The 20,947-nt window shown below is 43.2% G+C and carries 22 protein-coding genes, 1 rRNA gene and 1 pseudogene; 12 read left to right on the top strand and 12 right to left on the bottom strand.

Features of this window, described 5'->3' with window-relative positions; all coding sequences use genetic code 11:
* A 5S ribosomal RNA gene (gene rrf, locus BLS64_RS12965) occupies nucleotides 1-92 on the top strand; the annotation flags it as partial.
* Nucleotides 93-536: 444 nt separating this feature from the next.
* Here rrf and BLS64_RS12960 read toward each other — a convergent pair.
* From BLS64_RS12960 to BLS64_RS12950, 3 genes are read right to left on the bottom strand one after another with little or no spacing between them, the layout of a single operon-like run.
* Nucleotides 537-1,334, bottom strand: coding sequence for a DUF4249 family protein (locus BLS64_RS12960; RefSeq protein WP_093113902.1), 798 nt, complete (start codon nucleotides 1,332-1,334; stop codon nucleotides 537-539).
* A gap of 3 nt (nucleotides 1,335-1,337) precedes the next feature.
* Nucleotides 1,338-3,704 carry a TonB-dependent receptor gene (locus BLS64_RS12955; protein ID WP_093113903.1) on the bottom strand — a complete coding sequence of 789 codons (2,367 nt, stop codon included), beginning with the start codon at nucleotides 3,702-3,704 and terminating at the stop codon, nucleotides 1,338-1,340.
* Nucleotides 3,705-3,754: 50 nt separating this feature from the next.
* Nucleotides 3,755-3,982 carry a DUF6095 family protein gene (locus tag BLS64_RS12950; protein WP_093113905.1) on the bottom strand — a complete coding sequence of 76 codons (228 nt, stop codon included), beginning with the start codon at nucleotides 3,980-3,982 and terminating at the stop codon, nucleotides 3,755-3,757.
* Between the two features lie 237 nt (nucleotides 3,983-4,219).
* Between BLS64_RS12950 and BLS64_RS12945 the strand changes: the two genes are divergently transcribed.
* The 8 genes and pseudogenes from BLS64_RS12945 to BLS64_RS12910 all read left to right on the top strand — a co-directional run bounded on the left by BLS64_RS12945 (nucleotide 4,220) and on the right by BLS64_RS12910 (nucleotide 11,263).
* Nucleotides 4,220-5,128, top strand: a complete 909-nt coding sequence (locus BLS64_RS12945; RefSeq protein WP_093113906.1) for a MerR family transcriptional regulator — start codon at nucleotides 4,220-4,222, stop codon at nucleotides 5,126-5,128.
* 1 nt (nucleotide 5,129) lies between these two features.
* The gene (locus BLS64_RS12940) at nucleotides 5,130-6,629 is read left to right on the top strand and encodes a phytoene desaturase family protein (protein WP_093113908.1); all 1,500 of its coding nucleotides are present in this window, start codon (nucleotides 5,130-5,132) and stop codon (nucleotides 6,627-6,629) included.
* Nucleotides 6,613-7,449: a phytoene/squalene synthase family protein gene (locus tag BLS64_RS12935; RefSeq protein ID WP_093113909.1), complete on the top strand. Its 837-nt coding sequence runs from the start codon at nucleotides 6,613-6,615 to the stop codon at nucleotides 7,447-7,449. The genes BLS64_RS12940 and BLS64_RS12935 overlap by 17 nt, the downstream gene beginning before the upstream one ends.
* Nucleotides 7,446-7,946 (top strand): hypothetical protein, encoded by a 501-nt coding sequence (locus tag BLS64_RS12930; RefSeq protein ID WP_143019321.1) that lies wholly within the window; start codon nucleotides 7,446-7,448, stop codon nucleotides 7,944-7,946. Before BLS64_RS12935 ends, BLS64_RS12930 begins: the two co-directional genes overlap by 4 nt.
* 41 nt (nucleotides 7,947-7,987) lie before the next feature.
* Nucleotides 7,988-8,368: pseudogene (locus BLS64_RS12925) on the top strand (sterol desaturase family protein); the annotation flags it as partial.
* 86 nt (nucleotides 8,369-8,454) lie between these two features.
* A complete protein-coding gene (locus tag BLS64_RS12920) occupies nucleotides 8,455-9,189 on the top strand; it encodes a lycopene cyclase domain-containing protein (protein ID WP_093113913.1) in 735 nt (244 codons plus the stop codon).
* Nucleotides 9,186-9,965, top strand: a complete 780-nt coding sequence (locus BLS64_RS12915; protein ID WP_093113914.1) for a hypothetical protein — start codon at nucleotides 9,186-9,188, stop codon at nucleotides 9,963-9,965. Before BLS64_RS12920 ends, BLS64_RS12915 begins: the two co-directional genes overlap by 4 nt.
* Entirely contained in the window at nucleotides 9,950-11,263 is a 1,314-nt protein-coding gene (locus BLS64_RS12910; RefSeq protein ID WP_093113915.1) for a cryptochrome/photolyase family protein, read from the top strand. The genes BLS64_RS12915 and BLS64_RS12910 overlap by 16 nt, the downstream gene beginning before the upstream one ends.
* Here the strand turns inward: BLS64_RS12910 and BLS64_RS12905 are convergent, their stop codons facing one another.
* Nucleotides 11,264-11,992 (bottom strand): peptidylprolyl isomerase, encoded by a 729-nt coding sequence (locus BLS64_RS12905; protein ID WP_093113917.1) that lies wholly within the window; start codon nucleotides 11,990-11,992, stop codon nucleotides 11,264-11,266.
* On the opposite strand from BLS64_RS12905, the gene BLS64_RS12900 reads away from it, so the two are divergent.
* Together BLS64_RS12900 and BLS64_RS12895 are read left to right on the top strand one after the other, a co-directional pair.
* Complete coding sequence (locus BLS64_RS12900) at nucleotides 11,991-12,632, top strand: NUDIX hydrolase (RefSeq protein WP_093113918.1); 642 nt, start codon at nucleotides 11,991-11,993, stop codon at nucleotides 12,630-12,632. The genes BLS64_RS12905 and BLS64_RS12900 overlap by 2 nt on opposite strands.
* Before the next feature lie 48 nt (nucleotides 12,633-12,680).
* A complete protein-coding gene (locus BLS64_RS12895; protein WP_093113920.1) occupies nucleotides 12,681-13,496 on the top strand; it encodes a lysophospholipid acyltransferase family protein in 816 nt (271 codons plus the stop codon).
* Nucleotides 13,497-13,529: 33 nt separating this feature from the next.
* On the opposite strand, the gene BLS64_RS12890 is transcribed toward BLS64_RS12895, so the two are convergent.
* The 3 genes from BLS64_RS12890 to BLS64_RS12880 are packed head-to-tail and all read right to left on the bottom strand — an operon-like array spanning nucleotide 13,530 to nucleotide 15,094.
* A complete protein-coding gene (locus BLS64_RS12890) occupies nucleotides 13,530-13,955 on the bottom strand; it encodes a hypothetical protein (RefSeq protein ID WP_093113921.1) in 426 nt (141 codons plus the stop codon).
* The gene (locus tag BLS64_RS12885; RefSeq protein WP_093113923.1) at nucleotides 13,956-14,594 is read right to left on the bottom strand and encodes a hypothetical protein; all 639 of its coding nucleotides are present in this window, start codon (nucleotides 14,592-14,594) and stop codon (nucleotides 13,956-13,958) included.
* A 5-nt stretch (nucleotides 14,595-14,599) separates the two neighbouring features.
* A complete protein-coding gene (locus tag BLS64_RS12880; RefSeq protein WP_093113924.1) occupies nucleotides 14,600-15,094 on the bottom strand; it encodes an RNA polymerase sigma factor in 495 nt (164 codons plus the stop codon).
* Between the two features lie 120 nt (nucleotides 15,095-15,214).
* Between BLS64_RS12880 and BLS64_RS12875 the strand changes: the two genes are divergently transcribed.
* Complete coding sequence (locus tag BLS64_RS12875) at nucleotides 15,215-16,525, top strand: NAD(P)/FAD-dependent oxidoreductase (RefSeq protein WP_093113925.1); 1,311 nt, start codon at nucleotides 15,215-15,217, stop codon at nucleotides 16,523-16,525.
* Between the two features lie 81 nt (nucleotides 16,526-16,606).
* On the opposite strand, the gene BLS64_RS12870 is transcribed toward BLS64_RS12875, so the two are convergent.
* The 5 genes from BLS64_RS12870 to BLS64_RS12850 form a co-directional block, all read right to left on the bottom strand.
* Complete coding sequence (locus tag BLS64_RS12870; protein WP_093113926.1) at nucleotides 16,607-17,209, bottom strand: superoxide dismutase family protein; 603 nt, start codon at nucleotides 17,207-17,209, stop codon at nucleotides 16,607-16,609.
* A gap of 94 nt (nucleotides 17,210-17,303) precedes the next feature.
* Nucleotides 17,304-18,518 carry a bifunctional alpha/beta hydrolase/OsmC family protein gene (locus BLS64_RS12865; RefSeq protein WP_093113927.1) on the bottom strand — a complete coding sequence of 405 codons (1,215 nt, stop codon included), beginning with the start codon at nucleotides 18,516-18,518 and terminating at the stop codon, nucleotides 17,304-17,306.
* A 66-nt stretch (nucleotides 18,519-18,584) separates the two neighbouring features.
* Nucleotides 18,585-19,250, bottom strand: coding sequence for a photosystem reaction center subunit H (locus BLS64_RS12860; protein WP_176763481.1), 666 nt, complete (start codon nucleotides 19,248-19,250; stop codon nucleotides 18,585-18,587).
* Between the two features lie 15 nt (nucleotides 19,251-19,265).
* Nucleotides 19,266-19,919, bottom strand: a complete 654-nt coding sequence (locus tag BLS64_RS12855; protein WP_093113929.1) for a hypothetical protein — start codon at nucleotides 19,917-19,919, stop codon at nucleotides 19,266-19,268.
* A gap of 121 nt (nucleotides 19,920-20,040) precedes the next feature.
* The gene (locus tag BLS64_RS12850) at nucleotides 20,041-20,946 is read right to left on the bottom strand and encodes a diacylglycerol/lipid kinase family protein (RefSeq protein WP_093113930.1); all 906 of its coding nucleotides are present in this window, start codon (nucleotides 20,944-20,946) and stop codon (nucleotides 20,041-20,043) included.
* Nucleotide 20,947 lies beyond the last annotated feature (1 nt).

Raw genomic sequence — 20,947 nt, 5'->3', positions numbered from 1 at the left:
GGGGCTCACCTCTTCCCATTCCGAACAGAGAAGTTAAGCCCGTTAGCGCAGATGGTACTGCTATCTTGTGGGAGAGTATGTCGCCGCCTTTTTTTAAAGCCTCAACAGCAATGTTGAGGCTTTTTTTTTGGAGTAAATTTAAACCTGGAAACGGATCTCAGCTCCCTCCTTTGAAAGGGAGGGAAAGTCCGCAGGATAGGGAGGGTGTGGAGCCTCCCATCCCGATGCTTCGAAAATACTGCTATCTTGTGGAGTCCCGATAGCTATCGGGGAGGCCTGTCCTGAGCAAAGTCGAAGGAACGCCGCCCCTGAAGAGGGGTGTCCGGAGGTCGGGGTGGGTCTTACTCTGCATACTTTATATAAGATCTGGAAAGAATATTCAGCTAAGGTCCTTAATGAGGAGATTTTAGAAGCTTTAAGTTCCGGAAATTCTCTATTAATTAAACTTCCTGGCAAGTCTCTCAGCCTTTCAACCTCTGGATTACAACCAAGGTATAGGTAATTTAAACCTGCCAAAAGGGTTTACTCTTTTGAATTTATTCGACAGTGTAAGTCAAGAAATCCGTTTCCGATAACCGGAAATATCCAAAAGCATAATTCTCAGGATTCGTGGTGTTGACAATATTGCCTCTTACAATTGTAGGCTGAGTCTGGAAGGGCCCGCCCGCAGTGCCAGATTGAGACCTAAGGATAAACAGGTATTCGTAAAACCTTTGTGATATACCCTGAATCTCAAAACCCACCTTGTCTCCAGGTTCAATGTCCTCTTCACTAAAAAAGGCAAAAGTACGATTGCCGTCGGTGAATTCATCATCATAGATCTGTAATACCAGGTCATCATGGAAAAAACGGAAGAGGTAAAAATTCTCTTCCCCGGCAGGATCTGTATAAAACAACCTGAATTCAGTTTCATCTCCTGAAAAGCCCCGGTCATTTAATTGAACTACCTCTTCGATCCCCGGCGTTTGGACGAATTCCTCAGTCGCCCGATATTCCTGATCATTATAAATCACTAGCAGTTCAAAAACTCCTTCCGCAGAGGGAGAAATTTCGTCATTGATATAAATCCCGGGGTCTGATTCCTCAAAAGAATATTCCCTGCCGTCCGGACCAAAGACAGATACCAAAGCACCTTCTGCGGGTGGTACCTCTTCTTCGAAATATGGAGCTGTAGTAGTTAGCCGTATATACTGAGTGTCATTTTCTTCCTCTTTGGTCCAGAGCAGCGATGCTTCGATCACTAACCTTGGAGCTGACTGTTCAAGTTCAACTTCTACTACCTCCTCACAGGACAACAGGGGTAAAAAAAGGAATATAAAAAACAGCTTTTTCATACCTTAAAATTTGAAGTTATAGGTTACCGATGGAACAATTCCGAAAAGAGAAAGTCTTAAAGCTTCATTTCTTCCTGTATCCTCATTATTTCTGAAAGACATGGAAACGGCATTCTTTCTAGCGTATAAATTATAGATCCCAAAATTCCAGGAAGATTGGTAGTTCCTGTTATTATTTTTCCCAGGAGTATATGTAGCTGAAATATCCAGCCTGTGATAATCTGGTAGCCGATTGCTATTGCGGCGCGAGTAAACCGGGATGGTAAGATTTTCAAATTTATATTGCGCTGTAGGAAAAGTGGTGGGCAGCCCGGTTTGATAAACAAAATTGGCGCTAAATTCCCATTTCTCATTGAGTTCATAATTTCCGGTCAATGAAAAGTCGTGAGGTTTGTCATACGCAGTGGAATACCATTTTGAATTATTGATGCCTGGTTCGGTTTTTGTTCTTCCGGGTGTTCGTTGTTCAGAAGTAGAGAGGGTGTAGGCCAGCCAACCGGTCAAGCGACCGTTATTTTTCCGAAGTAAAATTTCCAGACCATATGCTCGCGCTTCGCCGGTAAGGATCACCTGCTCAATGGCGTTGTTCGCGATAAGGTTTGCGCCGTCTATATAGTCAAGCCTGTTGGTTATATCTTTGTAAAAGGTTTCTACTTCAAGAGAATAGTTTTGCGAAAATGTTTGAAAATACCCTGCTGCCACCTGGTCCAGTTGCTGTGGCTCAATGTATCTTCCGCTTGGTGTCCAGACATCCAGGGGAGTTGGAGAACTTGTGTTAGTGATCAAATGAAGATACTGGGTCATTCTGTTATAACTTAGCTTCACAGATTGCTTCTCATTAAATGAATATGCAAGGGCTAAGCGAGGCTCGAGATTGTCAAATGACTTTTCAACTTTTCCGTGGCTCAGTCTTTTTGTGCCTGTGGGTTCTGCTTTTTCATAAATGCCAAAGGTGTCGTTGTAATTGACAGCCTGTTCATTGGGGTAAAGATTCAGTTCGTCCTGACCTAATCTTAAGAAATTGCTGTATCTGATGCCGTATTCTGCTGAAAATGCTTCTGAAAAAGTGTGTTCCATTGAAAAATAGATGGCATTTTCAAAAGCATATTTTTTTGTCAGTTCAGACGGGCTGATGCCGGAACTTTCCGAATTCGGTTCGATCTCCCCAGGATTAAATTCATACCAGGTGCTTTGAAGGCCGTAGTCAAGGTTTATCTTTTCATTTATGAAATGGTCAATATCATATTTGAAATTGAGATTTTTGATGCCGCTGTTCCAGTTGAAACCTACAAAATCCAAAGTAAGACCGTAGTAATAACCACTGTAGATCATGGAAAGGTTGCTAAAGATATTATCCTTCAGGATCTTATTCCATCTTAAGTTGAAAACCGCGTTTCCGTAGACGTTGTTGAAACTTTCACTGATCTTAAATACATCTCTTCCAAAATATCCTGAGAAAAGCAGGGTATTCCTGTCGTTAAGCTTAAAGGTGAGCTTCGTGTTTAAATCGTAAAAGTAAGCTGTGTTTTCGTTGTCTGTAAGCTTCAAAAAGAGATGTGCATAAGAACTTCTTCCACCTACGAGAAAGGAACTTTTATTTTTTTGGATTGGGCCCTGTGCAAGAAGCCTGCTGGAGATCAGGCCTATCCCGCCATTAACTTCAAAATTCCTGCTGTTGCCGTCCTTTTGGTAAATGTCCAGCACAGAGGATACCCTTCCCCCGTAATTAGCCGGAATTCCTCCCTTGTATAGCTTGAGGTTCTTAATGGCGTCCGGATTGAATACAGAAAATAGTCCGAACAAATGACTCGAATTATAGAGCGTTGCTTCATCAAGCAGGATAAGGTTCTGGTCCACAGCCCCACCCCGAACATTGAAACCCGAAGAAGCCTCCCCGGCATTGGATACCCCAGGCAGTAAAAGAAGGGATTTGATCACATCCACTTCTCCAAACACGACCGGCAACTTCTGTATCGTTTCTATTTCCAGCTTGTTTACGCTCATTTCAGGCTTCCGGATATTCAGGCGTTCCAGGTCTTCAGAAATAACTATCTCCTCCAGGTCTTCGGCAGCAGCGATGAGTTCAAAATCCATGTGCAGGTCACTGTTGATATCCACTTCCGTAGAGATCGTGGCAAAACCCAGGTAGGAGATCAGAATCCGGTGCTTTCCTTGGGGTAGCTTGATAGAATAAAATCCATATTCGTTGGTGACGGTGCCCCTTTGCAGCTCGGGAAACAGGATGTTTACCCCGTTAAGAGTTTCATTGTTTTCTGCCTCTTTTACCACTCCATTCAGTACATAAAATTCTTCCTGAGCATGGAGAAAGGAAAAAACAAAGAGAAAAAATACAAGAAGGATCTTTCTCATTATACCCTGATTAAATGGTTCGATTTGCAAATGTTGGATACGAGAGGTAATCAGTCTTTGTCGAACATGGACTTCATAACCGTATTGATCCCCTTGAACATAAGGAAGATCGCTGCGGCCATGGCCAGGAGTGAGAAAATCAAAACCGGGATGAACCAAAAATGCTCCTGATTTTTAAAAGAACTGAACATGACTACCGGTCCAATAAAGGATAAGGGTAAAGCGCCGGCAAGGTATTTCAGTCCGGTCATGAGCTGTGATCTGTTCGTGTGTTTCATTCTGTCGATTAAAACCCAAAGATACTGATTCTTCTGTTGTTTTTGTTTGTTTAAGAATTACTGGTATTTCCTAAAATTTACTTTAATGCATTTTATCTAAATAAAAATCTTTATCTTCAAAAGACCTGCCTAATTTATTGTATACTAATATGATAAAATATAATAATGCAAAATTAAAATGAAATTAACAGTTAGTAAATAAATTTATGTTTAAGTTTGAATAAAAAGAATTAAACAGTGGATCAGTTTTCTATCAGCCAGCTTTCTCAATTTTCCGGTATAAAGCCGCATACCATTCGCATTTGGGAACAGCGGTACAATGCTCTACAGCCTAAACGCAGTGAAGGCAATACCCGCTATTATGATGGCGCCCAACTTCGCAGGCTCTTGAATATTGTAAGCCTTAGCAAAGCACGGTTAAAGATCTCTCAGCTTTGTACCAGGACCGATGAAGAACTTTTTACTCTTTTAAAGGAATACTATCCTACTGCAGACGAACAAAATGATTACGATTATTTTGTGAACCGGCTTGTCTCAAGCGGAATGAGTTATGATGAAATTGCTTTTACCAGGCTCTTCTCCCATTGCCTTTTAAGGTTTGGTCTTGAAACAACTTATATAAAGATCATTTACCCTATGCTCAATCGGGTGGGGCTAATGTGGTCCAGTAATACCATGCCTCCATCCCAGGAGCATTACATTACCAACCTTGTAAGGCAAAAACTTTTTACCTCTATAGACTCTATCACTGCGGAAAGTGGGGAGTCGGAGAAATGGTTGCTCTTTCTTCCTGAAAATGAATTCCATGAGATCGGGTTATTGTTCGCGGCATATTTACTGAAGAGCAAAGGAAAGCAAGTGGTATACCTGGGGAGTAATGTTCCCCTTAATTCTGTAAATGACTGCCTGAAGGATACAGGCGCAGATAACCTTTTGCTGTTTCTGGTTCATAAAGATCTTCCCGAGAATATTTCTGCCTACCTGGAAGAACTTTCAGAATTAGTAAAACCTGGAAGAACGTATATCGCCTGCAATAAGGAACTTACAGGTAGTGTTGTTCCAAAAACATCATTTAAATTTTTACACTCAGTTGACGATCTTGAACAGGAGATCGAGAGGCAGAAGAGATTGAATTCAACCGCTTAAAATGGCAAGAATTGCAGTAATAGGATCAGGGTTTTCCGGCATAAGTGCAGCGGCATATTTAGGTGCGGCAGGACATGAAGTTCAGGTTTATGAAAAGAACGCAACTCCCGGAGGGCGGGCGAGGCAACTCCATACCCATAACGGATATACTTTTGACATGGGCCCCAGCTGGTACTGGATGCCCGATGTTTTTGAGAAGTTCTTCGGGGATTTCGGTTTTAAAGTGAAAGATCTTTACGATTTACAGCTTTTGGATCCATCGTTTGATGTGGTTTTTGGGAGGAACGATAAAGTGAGTGTGCCTGAAAATTATGGAGAACTGAAAAGGCTTTTTGAAAGAATTGAACCCGGAAGCGGAGTCCAGCTGGACAGGTTCATGGAAGAGGCGCGCTATAAATATGAACAGGGAATGCAAAAGCTGGTTTACATGCCCGGTTTATCCCTGAATGAATTCATTGATATTGATCTTGTAAAAGGGGCTTTACGACTGCAGGTATTCTCTTCTTTCAGCAAACACGTAAGGAAATTTTTCAAACATCCCAAGCTGATCGCTCTTATGGAATTTCCCGTGCTTTTTCTTGGGGCAATGCCGCAGGATACGCCCGCTCTCTACAGTTTAATGAACTACGCCGGATTAAAACTGGGAACCTGGTATCCGCAGGGTGGCTTTGGCAGTGTCATTCAGGCTATGGTAAAGGTTGCTGAAAAGCAGGGCGTAAGATTCCATTTTCAAGCCCCGGTAGAAAAGATCGCAATTGCGGAGAAGGAAGTAAAGGGGCTGATGTTTTCTGATGGGCAGTTTCAGGAATTTGATGCAGTGGTGGGCGCAGCCGATTATCAACATATCGAAGAAAGGTTGTTGCCACCTGATTTCAGGAATTACCAGGAGGCATATTGGCAAAAGAAGACTTTCGCTCCTTCCTGTCTTATCTATTACCTGGGTTTTTCTGAAAAGATCCCTGAGCTGGAACATCATACCCTGTTTTTTGACGAGGATCTTTATGAACATTCTGTAGAGATCTATAAAGATCCAAAGTGGCCTGAAAAACCTTTGTTTTACGCATGTTGTCCTTCCAGGACCGATGCTATGGTTGCTCCAGAAGGCCATGAGAACCTGTTCCTGTTGATGCCGCTGGCTCCCGGCCTTGAGGATGCTGAAGAGATAAGGGAAAAATTTTTCGGTGTTATGATGGACCGTCTCGAAAACCAGATTGGTAGAAAGATAAGGCGCTATATTGATTATAAACAAAGTTATTGTGTTTCAGACTTTGTTGCCGATTATAATTCTTACAATGGAAACGCTTATGGCCTTGCCAATACCCTACAGCAAACCGCCATATTAAAACCCAAGATCAGGAATAAAAAATTGTCAAATCTCTTTTATGCGGGTCAGCTTACCGTGCCCGGCCCGGGAGTGCCGCCTTCCCTGATCTCGGGGAAGATCGCTGCTGAACAGGTTGTGAAAGAACTTAAAAAGAAGAAGCATGAAGTCAATTTATGACAAATTATCTATTGAGGTGAGCCGGAACACCACCCGCTCCTACAGTACCAGTTTTTCTCTTGGGATTTACTTTCTGCACGACCGCCTGCGAGATCCTATCTATTCAATATATGGATTTGTGAGAGTAGCCGATGAGATAGTGGACTCCTTTGAAGGTTACGACCAGGCTTTCCTGCTTGAGAAATTCAAGAAGGATACTTACGAGGCCATTGAGCAGGGAATTTCCACTAATCCGGTTCTCAATTCCTTTCAGCAGGTGGTAAGGGATTATAATATAGATCTTGAACTGGTCGAGACTTTTTTAGAGAGCATGAAAATGGATCTTGAAAAAGTTGATTATACCGATGAGAAATACCAGAAGTACATTTTAGGATCGGCGGAAGTGGTAGGGCTTATGTGCCTCCATGTTTTTACCGAAGGTGACCTTGAAGAATTTCAAAAGTTGAAACCATATGCCATGAAACTGGGTGCAGCCTTTCAAAAAGTCAATTTCTTGAGAGATCTTAAAGATGATTATCAGGTGCTGGGGAGAACCTATTTCCCGGGGGTAGATGTGAGTAATTTTTCGGCTGCAGCCAAAAAACAGATCGAAAAAGACATTGAAGAGGATTTCAGAATAGCATTAAAGGGGATCAAGATGCTGCCGGCATCTTCAAAAGGCGGAGTTTACCTCGCCTATGTTTACTATCAGTCTCTTTTCAAAAAGATCAAAAAGTTACCTGCTCAACGCATCCTCTCCGGAAGGATAAGGATCAATAACGGCCGAAAATTCGGACTCATGATCAACAGCCTGGTGGAATGCAAAATGAACCTGGTATGATGAAAATTTTGCTGATATTTTTATTACTACTCCCTTTTCCGCAGAATGAAGAGCTTTTCGAGATCAGGAATTTATATCAAATGGCTGCTGAAGAAGAGTCGGCTGCAAAAAAGTTGCTGAAGATGACTGATGAGGGTTCAGTAGAACAACCGGTCTTTTTCGGTTATAAAGGGGCAGGACATATGATGATGGCTAAACATGTGATCAATCCTATTTCCAAAATGTCGCATTTCAACAAAGGCAAAAAGATCTTCACAGCTGCCATTGAAAAAGCTCCGTCTAATCTGGAGCTGCGGTTTCTAAGGTTTGCAGTGCAATCTGAAGCTCCCGGATTCCTGGGCTATAAAGAGAATATTGAAGAAGACAAAGCACTTTTATTAAAAGGTGTATGGAATATAAAAGATGGTCAGCTTCAAAAAATGATCGCAGACTATTTAATGTCTTCAGAAGAGGTAAGCGCTATTGAAAAAGCAGGCTTACGTGAAAAAAATCATTGAAATTCAGTAAATTACTAAGCGAGAATTAGAAAAACAGGAAGATGGAAAGCGTAGTTTTGAATATACTTATTGTTTTGGCCACTTTTCTGGCCATGGAAGGCGTGGCGTGGTTCACCCACAAATATGTAATGCACGGGCTGCTTTGGACCCTTCACAAAGACCATCACAAAAAAGAATCTTCGGGGTTCTTTGAGCACAATGACTTTTTCTTTCTCATTTTCGCTATACCCGGCATCACTACGTTGTACTTCGGGATGCAGGCAGGATATAATTTTTTGTTTTTCATTGGCCTGGGCATCACCCTGTACGGGATGGCTTACTTTTTTGTGCATGATATCTTCATACACCAGCGGTTCAAATTTCTGCGGAAGACCGATAATTTCTACTTCAGGGCAATAAGGCGGGCTCATAAAATGCATCATAAGCATCTGGGGCCTGAGGACGGGGAATGCTTCGGGATGCTGTGGGTGCCGTTAAAGTATTTCAAGGATCAAAGAAAAAGAGTCTGATGCAGTATACCTATCTCCTGGTGAATTTTTTCACCATCCTCATTCCGTTCCTGTTCTCCTTTCATCCAAAACTGCAATTTCATAAAACCTGGAAAGCTTTCTTCCCTGCTGTATTTCTAACGGGGCTTATCTTCATTTTGTGGGACATGTATTTTACACATTTGGAAGTGTGGGGCTTCAATGACCGCTACCTTACCGGAATTGAAATAGGAAACCTGCCCCTGGAAGAGGTGTTGTTCTTTTTTTGTATTCCTTACGCCTGTGTTTTTACCTTTCACTGCCTTAGTTTGTTCATGTCAAAGAGAACCAATTACAGGAAACAGAAGAATTTTACTGTTTTTCTGGTGACCGTGCTGCTGGTGGTGGGCATCATGAACATAAGATATCTGTATACTTCCACAACTTTTATCAGCCTGGCCATTTTGTTGCTGCTTTCCCATTTTGTCTGGAAGCTGCGGTGGCTTAACAGGTTCTATATTGTCTACGGCGTGCTTCTTATTCCATTTTTTATTGTGAACGGTGTATTGACAGGAACCGGCCTTGAAGAAGAAGTGGTGTGGTATAACTCTACCGAATTTCTGAACATTCGTTTGAATACCATCCCCATTGAAGACATTTTCTACGGAATGGAACTCATCCTTGCCAACCTTTTGATCTACAAGTTCCTGTTGAGCAGGAAAAAGGTGGCACGTCCTACCTTTAATAATGAACTTCATGAAAAAGTGATGAGATGAAAAAGATCCTGCAGGTGCTTAACATTGTTGCATTCCTGGTGGTGTTGGCGGTGAACTATATTTCCAATACAGGAGCCATAGCCGGGGAGACCATGGCTACGGTCTCTGCCAAATATGAGAACCTTTTTACTCCTGCCGGTTACGCTTTTTCTATCTGGGGTGTGATCTACCTTTTACTTTTGGGTTTTGTGGTATATCAGGCGCGCGATCTTTTCAGCAAAAAAGATAAGGAGAACGTGGCTTTAAAGATTGGGTGGTGGTTTGTTATTTCCTGTGTGGCCAATGTGTTCTGGATATTCGCCTGGCTGAATGAATACCTGTTGACCTCTGTGCTGATCATGCTGGTGCTGCTGTTTTCCCTGATCAAGATCGTATTAAATACCCGGATGGAACTGGACGATGAGCCGCTACGGGTGATCGCCTTTGTTTGGTGGCCTTTTTGTTTTTATTCCGGATGGATAAGTGTTGCCGTTATTGCCAATATGGCGGCCTATCTCACTTCTTTGAACTGGAACGCCTTCGGAATTTCGGAAGTTACCTGGACCATCATCATGATCCTAGTAGCAGGAACTATTAGCCTAATCATCACCTGGACCAGGAACATGCGGGAATTTGCTTTGGTCGGAGTTTGGGCGCTGGTAGCTATTGCGGTGGCTAACTGGAATGAACATTCCGAAGTAGTATTTACCGCTCTGGCGGTAGCGGCAGTACTTTTTGTTAGCAGCAGCATACACGGGTACCAAAACCGGGAATACAGTCCATGGAAAAAATTATAGATAAGAAAATATCGATTTGTTGGCTGCGGAGGGATTTGCGGTTGTTTGATAATGCCGCACTGAAAGAGGCTATAAAAAGCCCTTTTCGGGTGCTTGTTATCTTTATTTTTGACCGGAATATCCTGGATCAACTTCCGGACTCCAAAGACAAAAGGCTTGTCTTTATTCACCGGCAGCTAGAAAAGATCAACAGGGAGCTTCAGGAAAAAGGCTCAGAACTAATGGTTTTTAATGCCACTCCAAAAAAGGCATTTCAGCAGCTATTTTCAGAATACGATGTTCAGGGCATTTATACAAATCGCGATTATGAACCTTACGCGATCTCCAGAGATCGCGAGATCGCAAAAATGGCTGAAGAAAACAGCGTGGAATTCCACATTTTTAAAGATCAGGTGATCTTTGAGAAGGATGAGATCCTAAAACCCGATGGAGATCCATACACGGTTTTTACGCCGTATTCAAAAAGGTGGAAGGAGAACTTTTTTAAGGAATCCAGAGAAGAGTTTGATATTGCTCTGAGATCAAAGGGATTTTTTCCGCTTCCGAAGAAAAAGATCCCTTCGTTACAGGAAATAGGATTTGAAGACCTGGATTTTCAGATTCCTCCAGCGGATATTTCCGAAGAAATGCTCAGGAACTATAAAAAGACGCGAGACCTTCCGGCAGTAGACGGCACCAGCCATTTGGGTATCCACCTCAGGTTTGGAACAGTGAGTATAAGACAGGTGGTGGAAAAAGCTTTGAGATTCAGCGAAACCTTTCTGAACGAGCTGATCTGGAGGGAATTCTTTATGATGATCCTGTATCATTTTCCTCATGTGGTAGATCACAATTTCAGAAGCAAATATGACCGGCTGCACTGGCGCAACAATGAAAAGGAATTCGAATTGTGGTGCAGGGGAGAGACCGGTTATCCTATGGTAGATGCAGGGATGAGGCAACTGAATGAAACAGGCTGGATGCACAACCGTGTGCGGATGATCACCGCCGGTTTTCTTACCAAACATCTGTTGATTGACTGGAGGTGGGGAGAAGCTTATTTTGCCGAAAAGCTGTTGGATTATGAGCTGGCTTCCAATAACGGCAATTGGCAATGGGCAGCCGGCACGGGTTGTGATGCAGCTCCATATTTCAGAATTTTTAATCCGGAGACCCAGCTTAAAAAATTTGACCCAAGGCTGGAATATGTGAAAACCTGGATCAAAGATTATAAGCCCGGATATCTGGAGCCTCTGGTGGAACATAAATTCGCCCGTGAACGAGCTCTGGAGGCTTACAAAAAGGCGGTAAATTCTTAATTATTCGATGATTTCCACATCAAGGTAGATGTTCTGCAACGGCCATTCTCCCTGGTCAACTTTCACCTGCGCGATACTGTCAACAACATCCATCCCATCGGTCACGCGGCCAAAAACGGTGTGCTCATTATCAAGATGGTGAGCGCCTGTTTCGCTTTGCACGATGAAAAATTCATAAGGAGAGGAGGCCTTGCTCACGTTTTGTTCGGCATATTTTGCTGCGGAAAACGCGCCCCGAACATGCTTGTGGCCGGCATCAAACTCACTGGGAATAAGGTAATCTCCTATGTAGTGGCGTTTTTTGTTGGTGGAAGGAAGATCAGAGTTTCCACCCTGCACCACAAAGCCTTCTGCTACGCGGTGAAAGAAGGTGTAGTCAAAATAATCGTGTTTCACCAGAAAGATAAAATTGGCGCGGTGAAGCGGGGTGTCGTGAAACAGCTCTACTTCAATATTTCCAAAGCGGGTTTTGATCCTCACCTTATCCTCGGGATTTTCCTTGCCGTATTGTGTTAGGTCGGGGATAAGTTCTTCCTGTACTAAAAGTGGACCTTCAGGCCTCTTTTTTCGTTGCTCAGCTTCCTTTTCTTTTGCGGTTTTTTCTTTTACAGGTTCTTTTTTTTCTGTTACTTCAGGAGTTGGAGTCTCAGCATTTTCTGAGGCAGATTTCCTATCTTCACAGGAGGTAAAGATCAGAACGGTGAAAAGGATAAAAAGGTGACGTGTCATGGATTTTGAACAATTTCTGAATAGAAGTCCGAAATTAAGAAAAATTAAACTTCCGGGAGAGGAGGCCCACACTAAATTGGCCCCTTTGCTGCGCCTTCGCGAGCTGGAAAATCTTGACATTGAACAAAAAAAACCGAAACAGGCGGCTGTCATGGCCGTATTTTATCCAGGCTTGCAGGAAGAAACTCGCTTTGTGCTTATTCTTCGAAAAACGTATCGGGGCGTACATTCTAACCAGATAGGATTTCCCGGCGGCAGGGTAGAGGAGCATGATGAGGACCTAATGCAAACTGCGCTTCGGGAGACCGAGGAGGAGGTAGGCATCCCCAGAAGCGAAGTGACCGTGCTAAGGGAATTGACGCGGCTCTACATTCCGCCGAGCAACTTTTGGGTACAGCCTTACATGGGCCTAATGCAGCGCACCCCCCAACTGGTACCGCAAGAAGAAGAAGTTGAGTCGGTACTGGAGATAGATCTCGATGAATTCATGAGCGAATCCTGTTTGACCACCCAGACTCTTAGTACCTCATATGCCAAAGACATCAGCGTTCCCGCTTTTCTGCTTAGCGGCCACGTGGTTTGGGGCGCTACCGCCATGATGTTAAGTGAAATGAAAGATATCCTAAAGCAGACGCTGTAACCGCAGAAATAAGTATCTTTGCAGCCTTGAATAAAATGTAAGGGAAATATGGGATTGCTGAAGAAGAATCCTTTTGGACATTATCTTTTTTTTAAAAAATGGCTCATTCGTCTTTTTGGTGTGCTGTCGCACAGGCGATACAGGGGCTTCAACGAACTGAAAATTGAAGGCTCAGAGATCATTAAGAACCTGCCGGATACCAATGTGCTCTTTGTTTCCAACCATCAAACCTATTTTGCCGATGTTACCGCCATGTTCCACGTCTTTAATGCAGCCCTTAGCGGCCGGGTAGACAACATCAGGAATGTGGGCTACCTATGGCAGCCCAAGCTCAACATGTATTACGTAGCCGCAAAAGAGACTATGAGGGCGGGCTTACTCACACGATTAATGGCTTATGCCGGGGCGGTTTCTGTGGAAAGGACCTGGCGAGAGAAAGGAAAGGAAGTGCAGCGGGAAGTGAACCCGGGAGATACAAAGAATATAGGGATCGCTTTAAAGGATGGCTGGGTGATCACCTTTCCGCAAGGAACAACTAAACCCTTCAAACCCATTAGAAAAGGAACTGCGCACATCATTAAGCAATATAAACCCATAGTAATTCCCATTGTCATTGACGGTTTCCGAAGGTCTTTTGACAAAAAAGGTTTGCGCATCAAGAAAAGAGGAATTTTACAGTCGTTCCAGATAAAGGAGCCGCTTGTTATTGACTATGAGAACGAGACGGTAGAAGAGATCGTTGAGAAACTGGAATATGCCATCGAACAACATCCGTCATTTTTAAAGGTGATCCCGCAGGAAGAACTGCAGGCGATGGAAGAATTGAACCGCACCCGAAAATGGGATATTGAGGGAGAGGTCTAAACCTGTTCTTTTTGTCAGTACTTTAAGATCTGTTTATTTTTCTGCTTTTTTATCAAGGTATACCCCGTAGAAAGAACCTATCGCCATTCCCAAAGGCAGGCCTATGCCAATGAAGGAGATTTTGCCCGTAAGTGCTGAGATTGCTACCCTGATAGGCAGTCCAAAAACCGACATTCCCAGGGGCATCCAAAGGGTGGCGTAGTATTTTTCGGGCACCAGCTTTTGTTTTTCTGAAGGATCTCCAAAACCTCTTTTTTTAACCTTCTTTAGTTCCTTGACGAAACTTTTTGAAGAACCTTCCCAGGCATTCAAATGATTTACTTTATTCTGAACCTTTTCGGCAGTTTCCGAAGAAAGAGCTTTGGAATTGATGGCATTGATCAATTCCTGAAAATCCCGGATGTTTCCCTTTTCCTTTTCAGGAAGAATGAGTTTAGGCTTTGAGCCGGAAATTTCCATTTATACCTCAAGTTTTTTCAGTTCCCGGTAATTAGCTCTTAACCTTCTAAGGAGAATTCCGTAGATAAGCTTATAGAACAACCACAGGGCGCATAAAAAAGCTCCAAGGATCACCAACCCACCCACGACAAGTTTGACCCAATCCAGCATATCAAAGGCGTATTTTGAGGTATCTTCGGCTGTCGCGAACATTTGATGATTTCTTAACGTGAAGACAGCGATGATCACTGCAGTAAGTCCCGAAGAAATAAGGACGAACGCGATGTAGGTTTTCACGGTTCTGCGGGTCTTAAGGATGTTCCTCATCAATGTGGCCGCATCATCGGTCGCAGAGATCTTTCTGTAATTCCTGTAGAACCTGTAAATGAAATAGAAGGTCACACTATAGCTGACGATGTATAGGCCAATAGTAAAATTCTTCAGGTGGATCTGCTCCATTTCTGCCCAGTATTCGGCATCGGCAAGGCCAATGCTTAACAGGGTAGAAAGCAAAAGCTCCAGTATGCTGATCACAAAGATCCATTTGACGATGGATGAGGATTTCTTCCAAAGCATTTTGTAGATCTGGTCGTAGGATAGCCTTGGAAGATCTTCTTCCTGCTTTTTCCAGTTCTGTTTTAAAATATCCAGTTCATCCATTCCGGTTACGGATTAATTATACTTTTTAATGCCTTTTTTATCCTGTTCATTTTTACTCTGGCATTGACTTCTGTGATACCCAGGGTCTCTGAAATATCCCTGTAAGATTGATCCTCCAAATATAAAAAGACCAGCGCCTTGTCAATATCATTTAACTCTTTTACTGCTTTATACATAAGTTTAAGCTGCTGTTCTGTTTCATCGTCATAATCATGAGCCTTTATTTTAAAGCTAACCTCGTCATAATTCTGCGTCTTTATATCTCTTTTGGACTTCCGGTAAAGAGTGATGGCCGTGTTCAATGCCACCCGGTACATCCAGGTGCTGAACTTGGCATCTCCCCTGAACTTGGGATACGCCTTCCACAGCTGAATTGTGATCTCCTGGAAAAGATCATTGTGCGAATCCTGGTCATTGGTGTACATACGACATATCTTATGCACAATGTTCTGGTGCTTTTCCAGATTCGACACGAATTGATGTTCCAGTTCTTTCTTCACAATGATAGTTAGCCCCTATAGGTAGAAGATCTAAGATACTTGTTACAAAAAGGCTAAAATTATTTTCTTTTCCCTCACTTGGTTTTAAAACTATAACTTTGGAAAAATAAGCTTTTTAACATGAATATTCCAATATCTGAAAATCCGAGGGTGGTGATCGTTGGCGGTGGGTTTGCAGGAATTTCATTGGCCAAGCACCTGCTAAAGGAAAAACTGCAGGTGGTATTGCTTGACCGTAATAATTACCATACATTTCAGCCCTTGCTGTACCAGGTCTCAACCTCTGGGTTGGAGCCCGATTCTATTGCCTATCCGCTCCGGAAGATCACCCGGCACAGCAAAGACGGGTATTTTCGCCTGGCCGAAGTGCAGCAGATCGTTCCTGAGGAGAACCTGATCAAAACCTCAATTGGTGACCTTTCCTATGACTATCTTGTGCTGGCCACGGGTTCCAAGACGAATTTCTTCGGAAATGAGAGCATTGAAGAACACGGCATGTGGATGAAGACCATTCCGCAGGCGCTAAACATACGTAGCCTTATCCTGGAAAACCTGGAGCAGGCGGTGATCACCGAAGACCCCGTAAAACGGAAGGCGCTCTTAAATTTTGTCGTTGCCGGTGCAGGCCCTACGGGGGTAGAGCTGTGCGGAGCCATAGCTGAAGTAAGGAATCATATCGTTCCGCGCGATTTTCGGGATCTTGATACCAATGAAATACAAATTCATCTTATTGAGGGGCTTGACAGGGTTTTACCACCTATGAGTGAAAAAGCCTCTGAAAAAGCCTATAAATTTTTGAAAGAGCTGGGGGTGGAGATCCACCTTAATACCATGGTGCAGGAATATAACGGAGAAACCGTCACCACAAATAAGGAAGGATTGAACTTCAAGACCGCTACCTTTATCTGGGCCGCGGGAGTGGCAGGCGCACCTGTTGAAGGATTGAATGCCTCAGCAGTGGTGGACAAGGCAGATCGCTATGAAGTGAATGTTTTTAACCAGGTTACCGGTTACGAAAATATATTTGCCATAGGCGATATCGCGCTCATGAGAAACGAGAAATATCCCAAAGGACACCCTATGGTAGCTCAGCCAGCCATACAACAAGGAAGGAACCTGGCAAAGAATATCAAGCGCCTGCTTAAAAAGGAAGAACTTGTGCCTTTTGAATATAACGATAAAGGAACCATGGCTACAGTGGGAAGAAATAAAGCCGTGGTGGATCTTGGAAAAATGCGGTTCGGTGGCTTTTTTGCCTGGTTCCTCTGGATGTTCATCCACTTGTATTTCCTTGTAGGCTTTAGAAACCGTATCGTTACATTTTTCAACTGGATCTATAATTACGTGAACTACGACAAAGCTTCAAGGCTCATCATAAGGCCTTTTAAAAGCAACAAGAAGAACCTGGAGGTAGATCAAAAGAAGGTGTAACCGAAAATTGCATTTTTGTCCAAAGAAAAAGTCCCAAAAGTATGAGCTTTTGGGACTTTTAATTTTAATTGGTTATAGGTATTACTGCTTGATCACTCCGCAGCCTACTCTTGTACCTGCGGCACCGCTTGGCTGTGAAGTAAAGTCATCGGCTCCGTCATGAACGATAACTGCTTTATTCAGAATGTTCTTTTTCTCATCGTCACATCCTATACACCACTGGTCGGTGGTGAAAGTGATGCTTCCTTTTCCTTCGGCATTCACATCAAAGTTCCCAATGTCTCCACGGTGGTAGCCTTTTTCGCTGCCCCATTCCCCGTGATCTTCAAAAGTAGGGTTCCAGTGACCTCCGGCTGAAGTTCCGTCCTCAGCAGAACAATCAGCTTTCTCATGCAGGTGAATGGCATGCATACCTTCTTTTAAACCTGTGAATTCTGCCGTCATGGTAACTTCCCCGTTCTCTTCAGTAAAGGTTACGGTTCCGGTAAGGTCACTCTTGCTCTTTGGTTCCATTTGAACAGTGATTTCCTTCATTTCTTCCTCCATCTCCATATCTTCCGCGGCAGTTTCCTGGGTAGCATCCACGTTCTCTTCCACTCTGTCTTCAGCAGTGGTGTTTTCATTTTTACAACCTGTGAAGAAGATTGCGGCGGAGAATAATAGTGATAAATAGATACGTTTCATAGTATGTGTAAAATTAGTTAGTGCGACTAAAGTATAGAGAATGCCTGCATTTGCCAAATTATTAAGCTTAGCTTAACAAAGGAAAGCGGTTTCTTTATTTCTTGCCAAGCCTGGTGTTAATTTCTATTTTGTTGTGCAAGGTTCGGTGTACCGGACATTTATTGGCGATCTCCAGCACCTTTTGTTGCTGTTCCTCATCCAAATTACCCTCCAGAATTATTTCCCTCTCAAAAACATCGATCTTGGAAGTATTTCTTTCGCAGTTGTTACAGTCATCCACATGTGTCTTGTTGTGATTTACATGCGTTTCAATATTCACAAGAGGCCATTTCTTCCGGCGCACATACATTTGTACTGTCATTGAAGTACAGGCAGCAAGAGCGGCCGAAAGAAAATCGTACGGAGTAGGACCAAAATCACTGCCGCCCACACTTTTGGGTTCGTCAGAGGTGAAGTAATGTTTGCCGGCCCGCAATTGTGTGGTAAAACCTTCCTCGCCCAGGTTTGCTACCACCTGATGGTCTGTTGAAAGTATCTTTTGTTCCGGGATGCTTAGATACCTCGAAGCCCAGGCAGCGATCACTTCTCCGGCATATGTAGAGTCTTTAGTGTTTGTAAGCAGATGGTCTGCCCCGTTAAGCGTTACGAAGCTCTTTGGATGCCGGGCAGCCACATAGAGCTCTTCGGCATTCTTGATCTCTACCACAGGATCTTGAGGCGAATGTAAAATGAGCAGTGCGGCATCAAGTTCTGCGACCATTTTTTGAACTTCCCTGCCGTTAAGGTCATTCAGGAACTCTTCTTTTATCTTGAAATTTCTGCCTCCTACATTCACTTCAGCAATTCCTTTTTCTTTGATCTCTTCAATTTCTGAACGCATGATGTGGGTAACGTGCTGCGGAGTAGAGGGAGCGCCAATAGTAGCTACCGCTTTCACCGAAGGCAACTGTTTGGCTGCCAGTATCACTGCTGCGCCACCTAAAGAATGGCCTACGAGCAGGGAAGGAGCAGCATGTTCTTTTTCCAGAAAGTCTGCTGCAGAGAGTAGATCTTCAACATTCCCTGAAAAAGTGGTGTCAGAGAAATCTCCTTCACTTTCACCCAGTCCCGTAAAATCGAATCTAAGGACTCCGTAGCCTTTGGCCGAAAGAGCCCTGGCCACATTTTTGACAGCGAAGAAATTCTTATTGCAGGTAAAACAGTGGGCGAACAGCACAAAACTGTGCGGCTCTTTATTGAGCGGCAACTCCAGGTATCCTGAAAGTTCATTTCCCTTTTTGTTCCTAAAAAATACTTTTTTATAGTTCATGATAGCATTTTAAAATTGAAAAAAGGGAAACCCTTTGGTTTCCCTTCTATTCTCTAGATGAGGTCACTACCTGCGATACTTATCGCGATCAAATTCACCCCTGTCATAAAAAGAGTCATCATCGGGGATTCGTCCTCTTTGTCTTCTTTCTTCGTAAGTTCCGCTGTCATCGTCTAAAAGCTCATCTTTGTCGCTCATGCGGCTTCTTTCATACTCATCAAGATCCCTTTTTGGGTTAGCAGTGGTTTCACGGTCACGATAATCACTGTCCCCAGTTCTTTCGCCACGATCCAGATCTCTGTTGTAAGATTCTAAAACCACAACTTCATAATCCCGGTCAATGTCTGCACCGGCTTCCATTCTTTTGGTTTCGGCAAAAGTTCGGTGATTGATCTTGTCCGTATAGACATATTTTTCATCTCGATTAAGCCGGGCCAATCCAATAGGAATGATGAGGTGGTTCTCCCCATCCTTATTGATGAATTCATGAACATCGGCACTGGCAGGTTTGCCGTAGGGATCGTGATTGGCGTCGATGATAGAGCTGTCAACCTCTACATCAAGGTATACCACTCTTTTCCGGGCTTTGCTTACCAGTAAGTTATCGACTTTTCCTATAACCCGGTTGTCGACGTCCTTGACCTTCCAGCCTCTTACATCTGGATCGTCACTGTCAACTTTATAGTCTGATAATTCGTTTAAATAATATAAATGCTTTTCCTTGTCTTTCATAGTCTTGGTTTTTTATTAGCTCATTTTTCTTAGAACGTCTGCTGCTTCATTAAAGAACTTATTGATCTGGTCTTTCTGTTGCAGGGTTTGCACAGAACCGTCAATATTGTTCGCAGCTGTTTTCATTTCTTCAACATCGGTGGCCAGGTCAGGATAATTTTGTTGCTGCATCTTTTGAAGAATGTTAGCCAGTTTTGTTCCTGCCTGCTTGATCTTGTTGGCATGGTTCATACTGGAAGGATCATCTTGGATGGCTTTAGCATCCTGTCTCACTGCCTGCATATCTGCCTCTATGTTGAAGTTTATTTCACGGGCTTTGGCCTGCACTGCGTTCATCAACTCTATGAGCGCATTATTGGTGTAGGTATGATCAACTCCCATTTTTGAAGCATCAGAAATGTAGGTGAGATAACCAGAAACCCCTGCAGCGCCAAGAGTGTCACTTTCTGTAGCCCAATCGGTCGTATCGGTTTCATTTTCCCAGGAAGTGGTGTCTTCATCTTCCCAACCCATTTCGTCCTCAATTTGTTCTGTGTCATCCATATCATCCATCTCGTCTCTGTCGTCATCATCTGCGAAAACCAGGAAGTACAAGATGGCAAGGATAATCAGGACCAAAATGATCCAGGGCCAAATCGGTTTTTTCTTTTCAATCTTAATCTCTGCCATAATTGTTCTTTTTAGTTAGTTTTTAGTTAGACTGATTTACACTAAATTACTGATTTCAAGAGGGTTTTCAATTAAAGTATTGTTAATTAAGGATTAAAAAGCATCTATGTTTAAAAAAGCTTCAGGGCTTTAACTTTATTTCCGCTTTTTTTTGAGGAACAGCAATTTTGATCTTTACCGGAGAAATTACAGCATGTACTTTTTTTACCTCACCGCGATACTCCCCGTCTATTTGGAACGGCACTTTCCTGGTACATTCTATGATCACTTCGGAAGCTGAAAAGATCTCCAGAAAGTCCTTGCTTAATTCCACTTTTTCCCTGAAGGTTTTTAGGATCTCCGGAATATTGAATTCCTTAAAGACAAGAACCTCAAAAAGCCCATCGTCATATTTTCCTTTGGGGTTGATGGTAGAACCGGTACCGTATTTACGGGCATTCGCAATGGCCAGAAGTACGGCATTACGGTGCAGGGTCCTGCCCTCAACTTCGATCTTAAAATGGAATGGAAAATCACTTTTTATTAGAGTAGGTATGGACTGAATGATATAACCCAATTTTCCTCTTATGTTCCCTTCCTGGTAATTTTTGATCAAAGCTGCATTAAGGCCCACATCACTAATATGCAGACAAAGTTCATTATTGATGGAGATGGTATCAAGCTCTACGAAATTATCGCTTAACGCGATCTGGGTTAATTCGGAATTATTGGTAGGCAGGTTGAGGTTTTCTGCCAGCCCGTTGGCAGAACCTGCAGGAAAGATTCCCAATGGCACCTTGTCGTCTTTCAGAATCTCGGCCATTAGCTTAATGGTTCCGTCACCACCCACGATCAGAACCCTGGTAGGTTGGTAATCATTTACCACCTTGTAGAGGTTTTCCTTATCATGCTCTCCTCTTGTCTCATAGATGTGCAGATCATCGCCTCTTTGCATAATGGTTTTCCGTACCTCATCTATGATAGGAGTTTTATCCTTACCGCCTGAAATTGGGTTGACTACCAGTAAGACCCTTTTATTTGTGGACATT

Origin of the sequence: Salinimicrobium catena (assembly GCF_900102915.1) — a bacterium.
Lineage (GTDB): Bacteria > Bacteroidota > Bacteroidia > Flavobacteriales > Flavobacteriaceae > Salinimicrobium > Salinimicrobium catena.
Note: the sequence above shows the minus strand (reverse complement) of the source record. Positions and strands in the feature narration are given on the sequence as shown.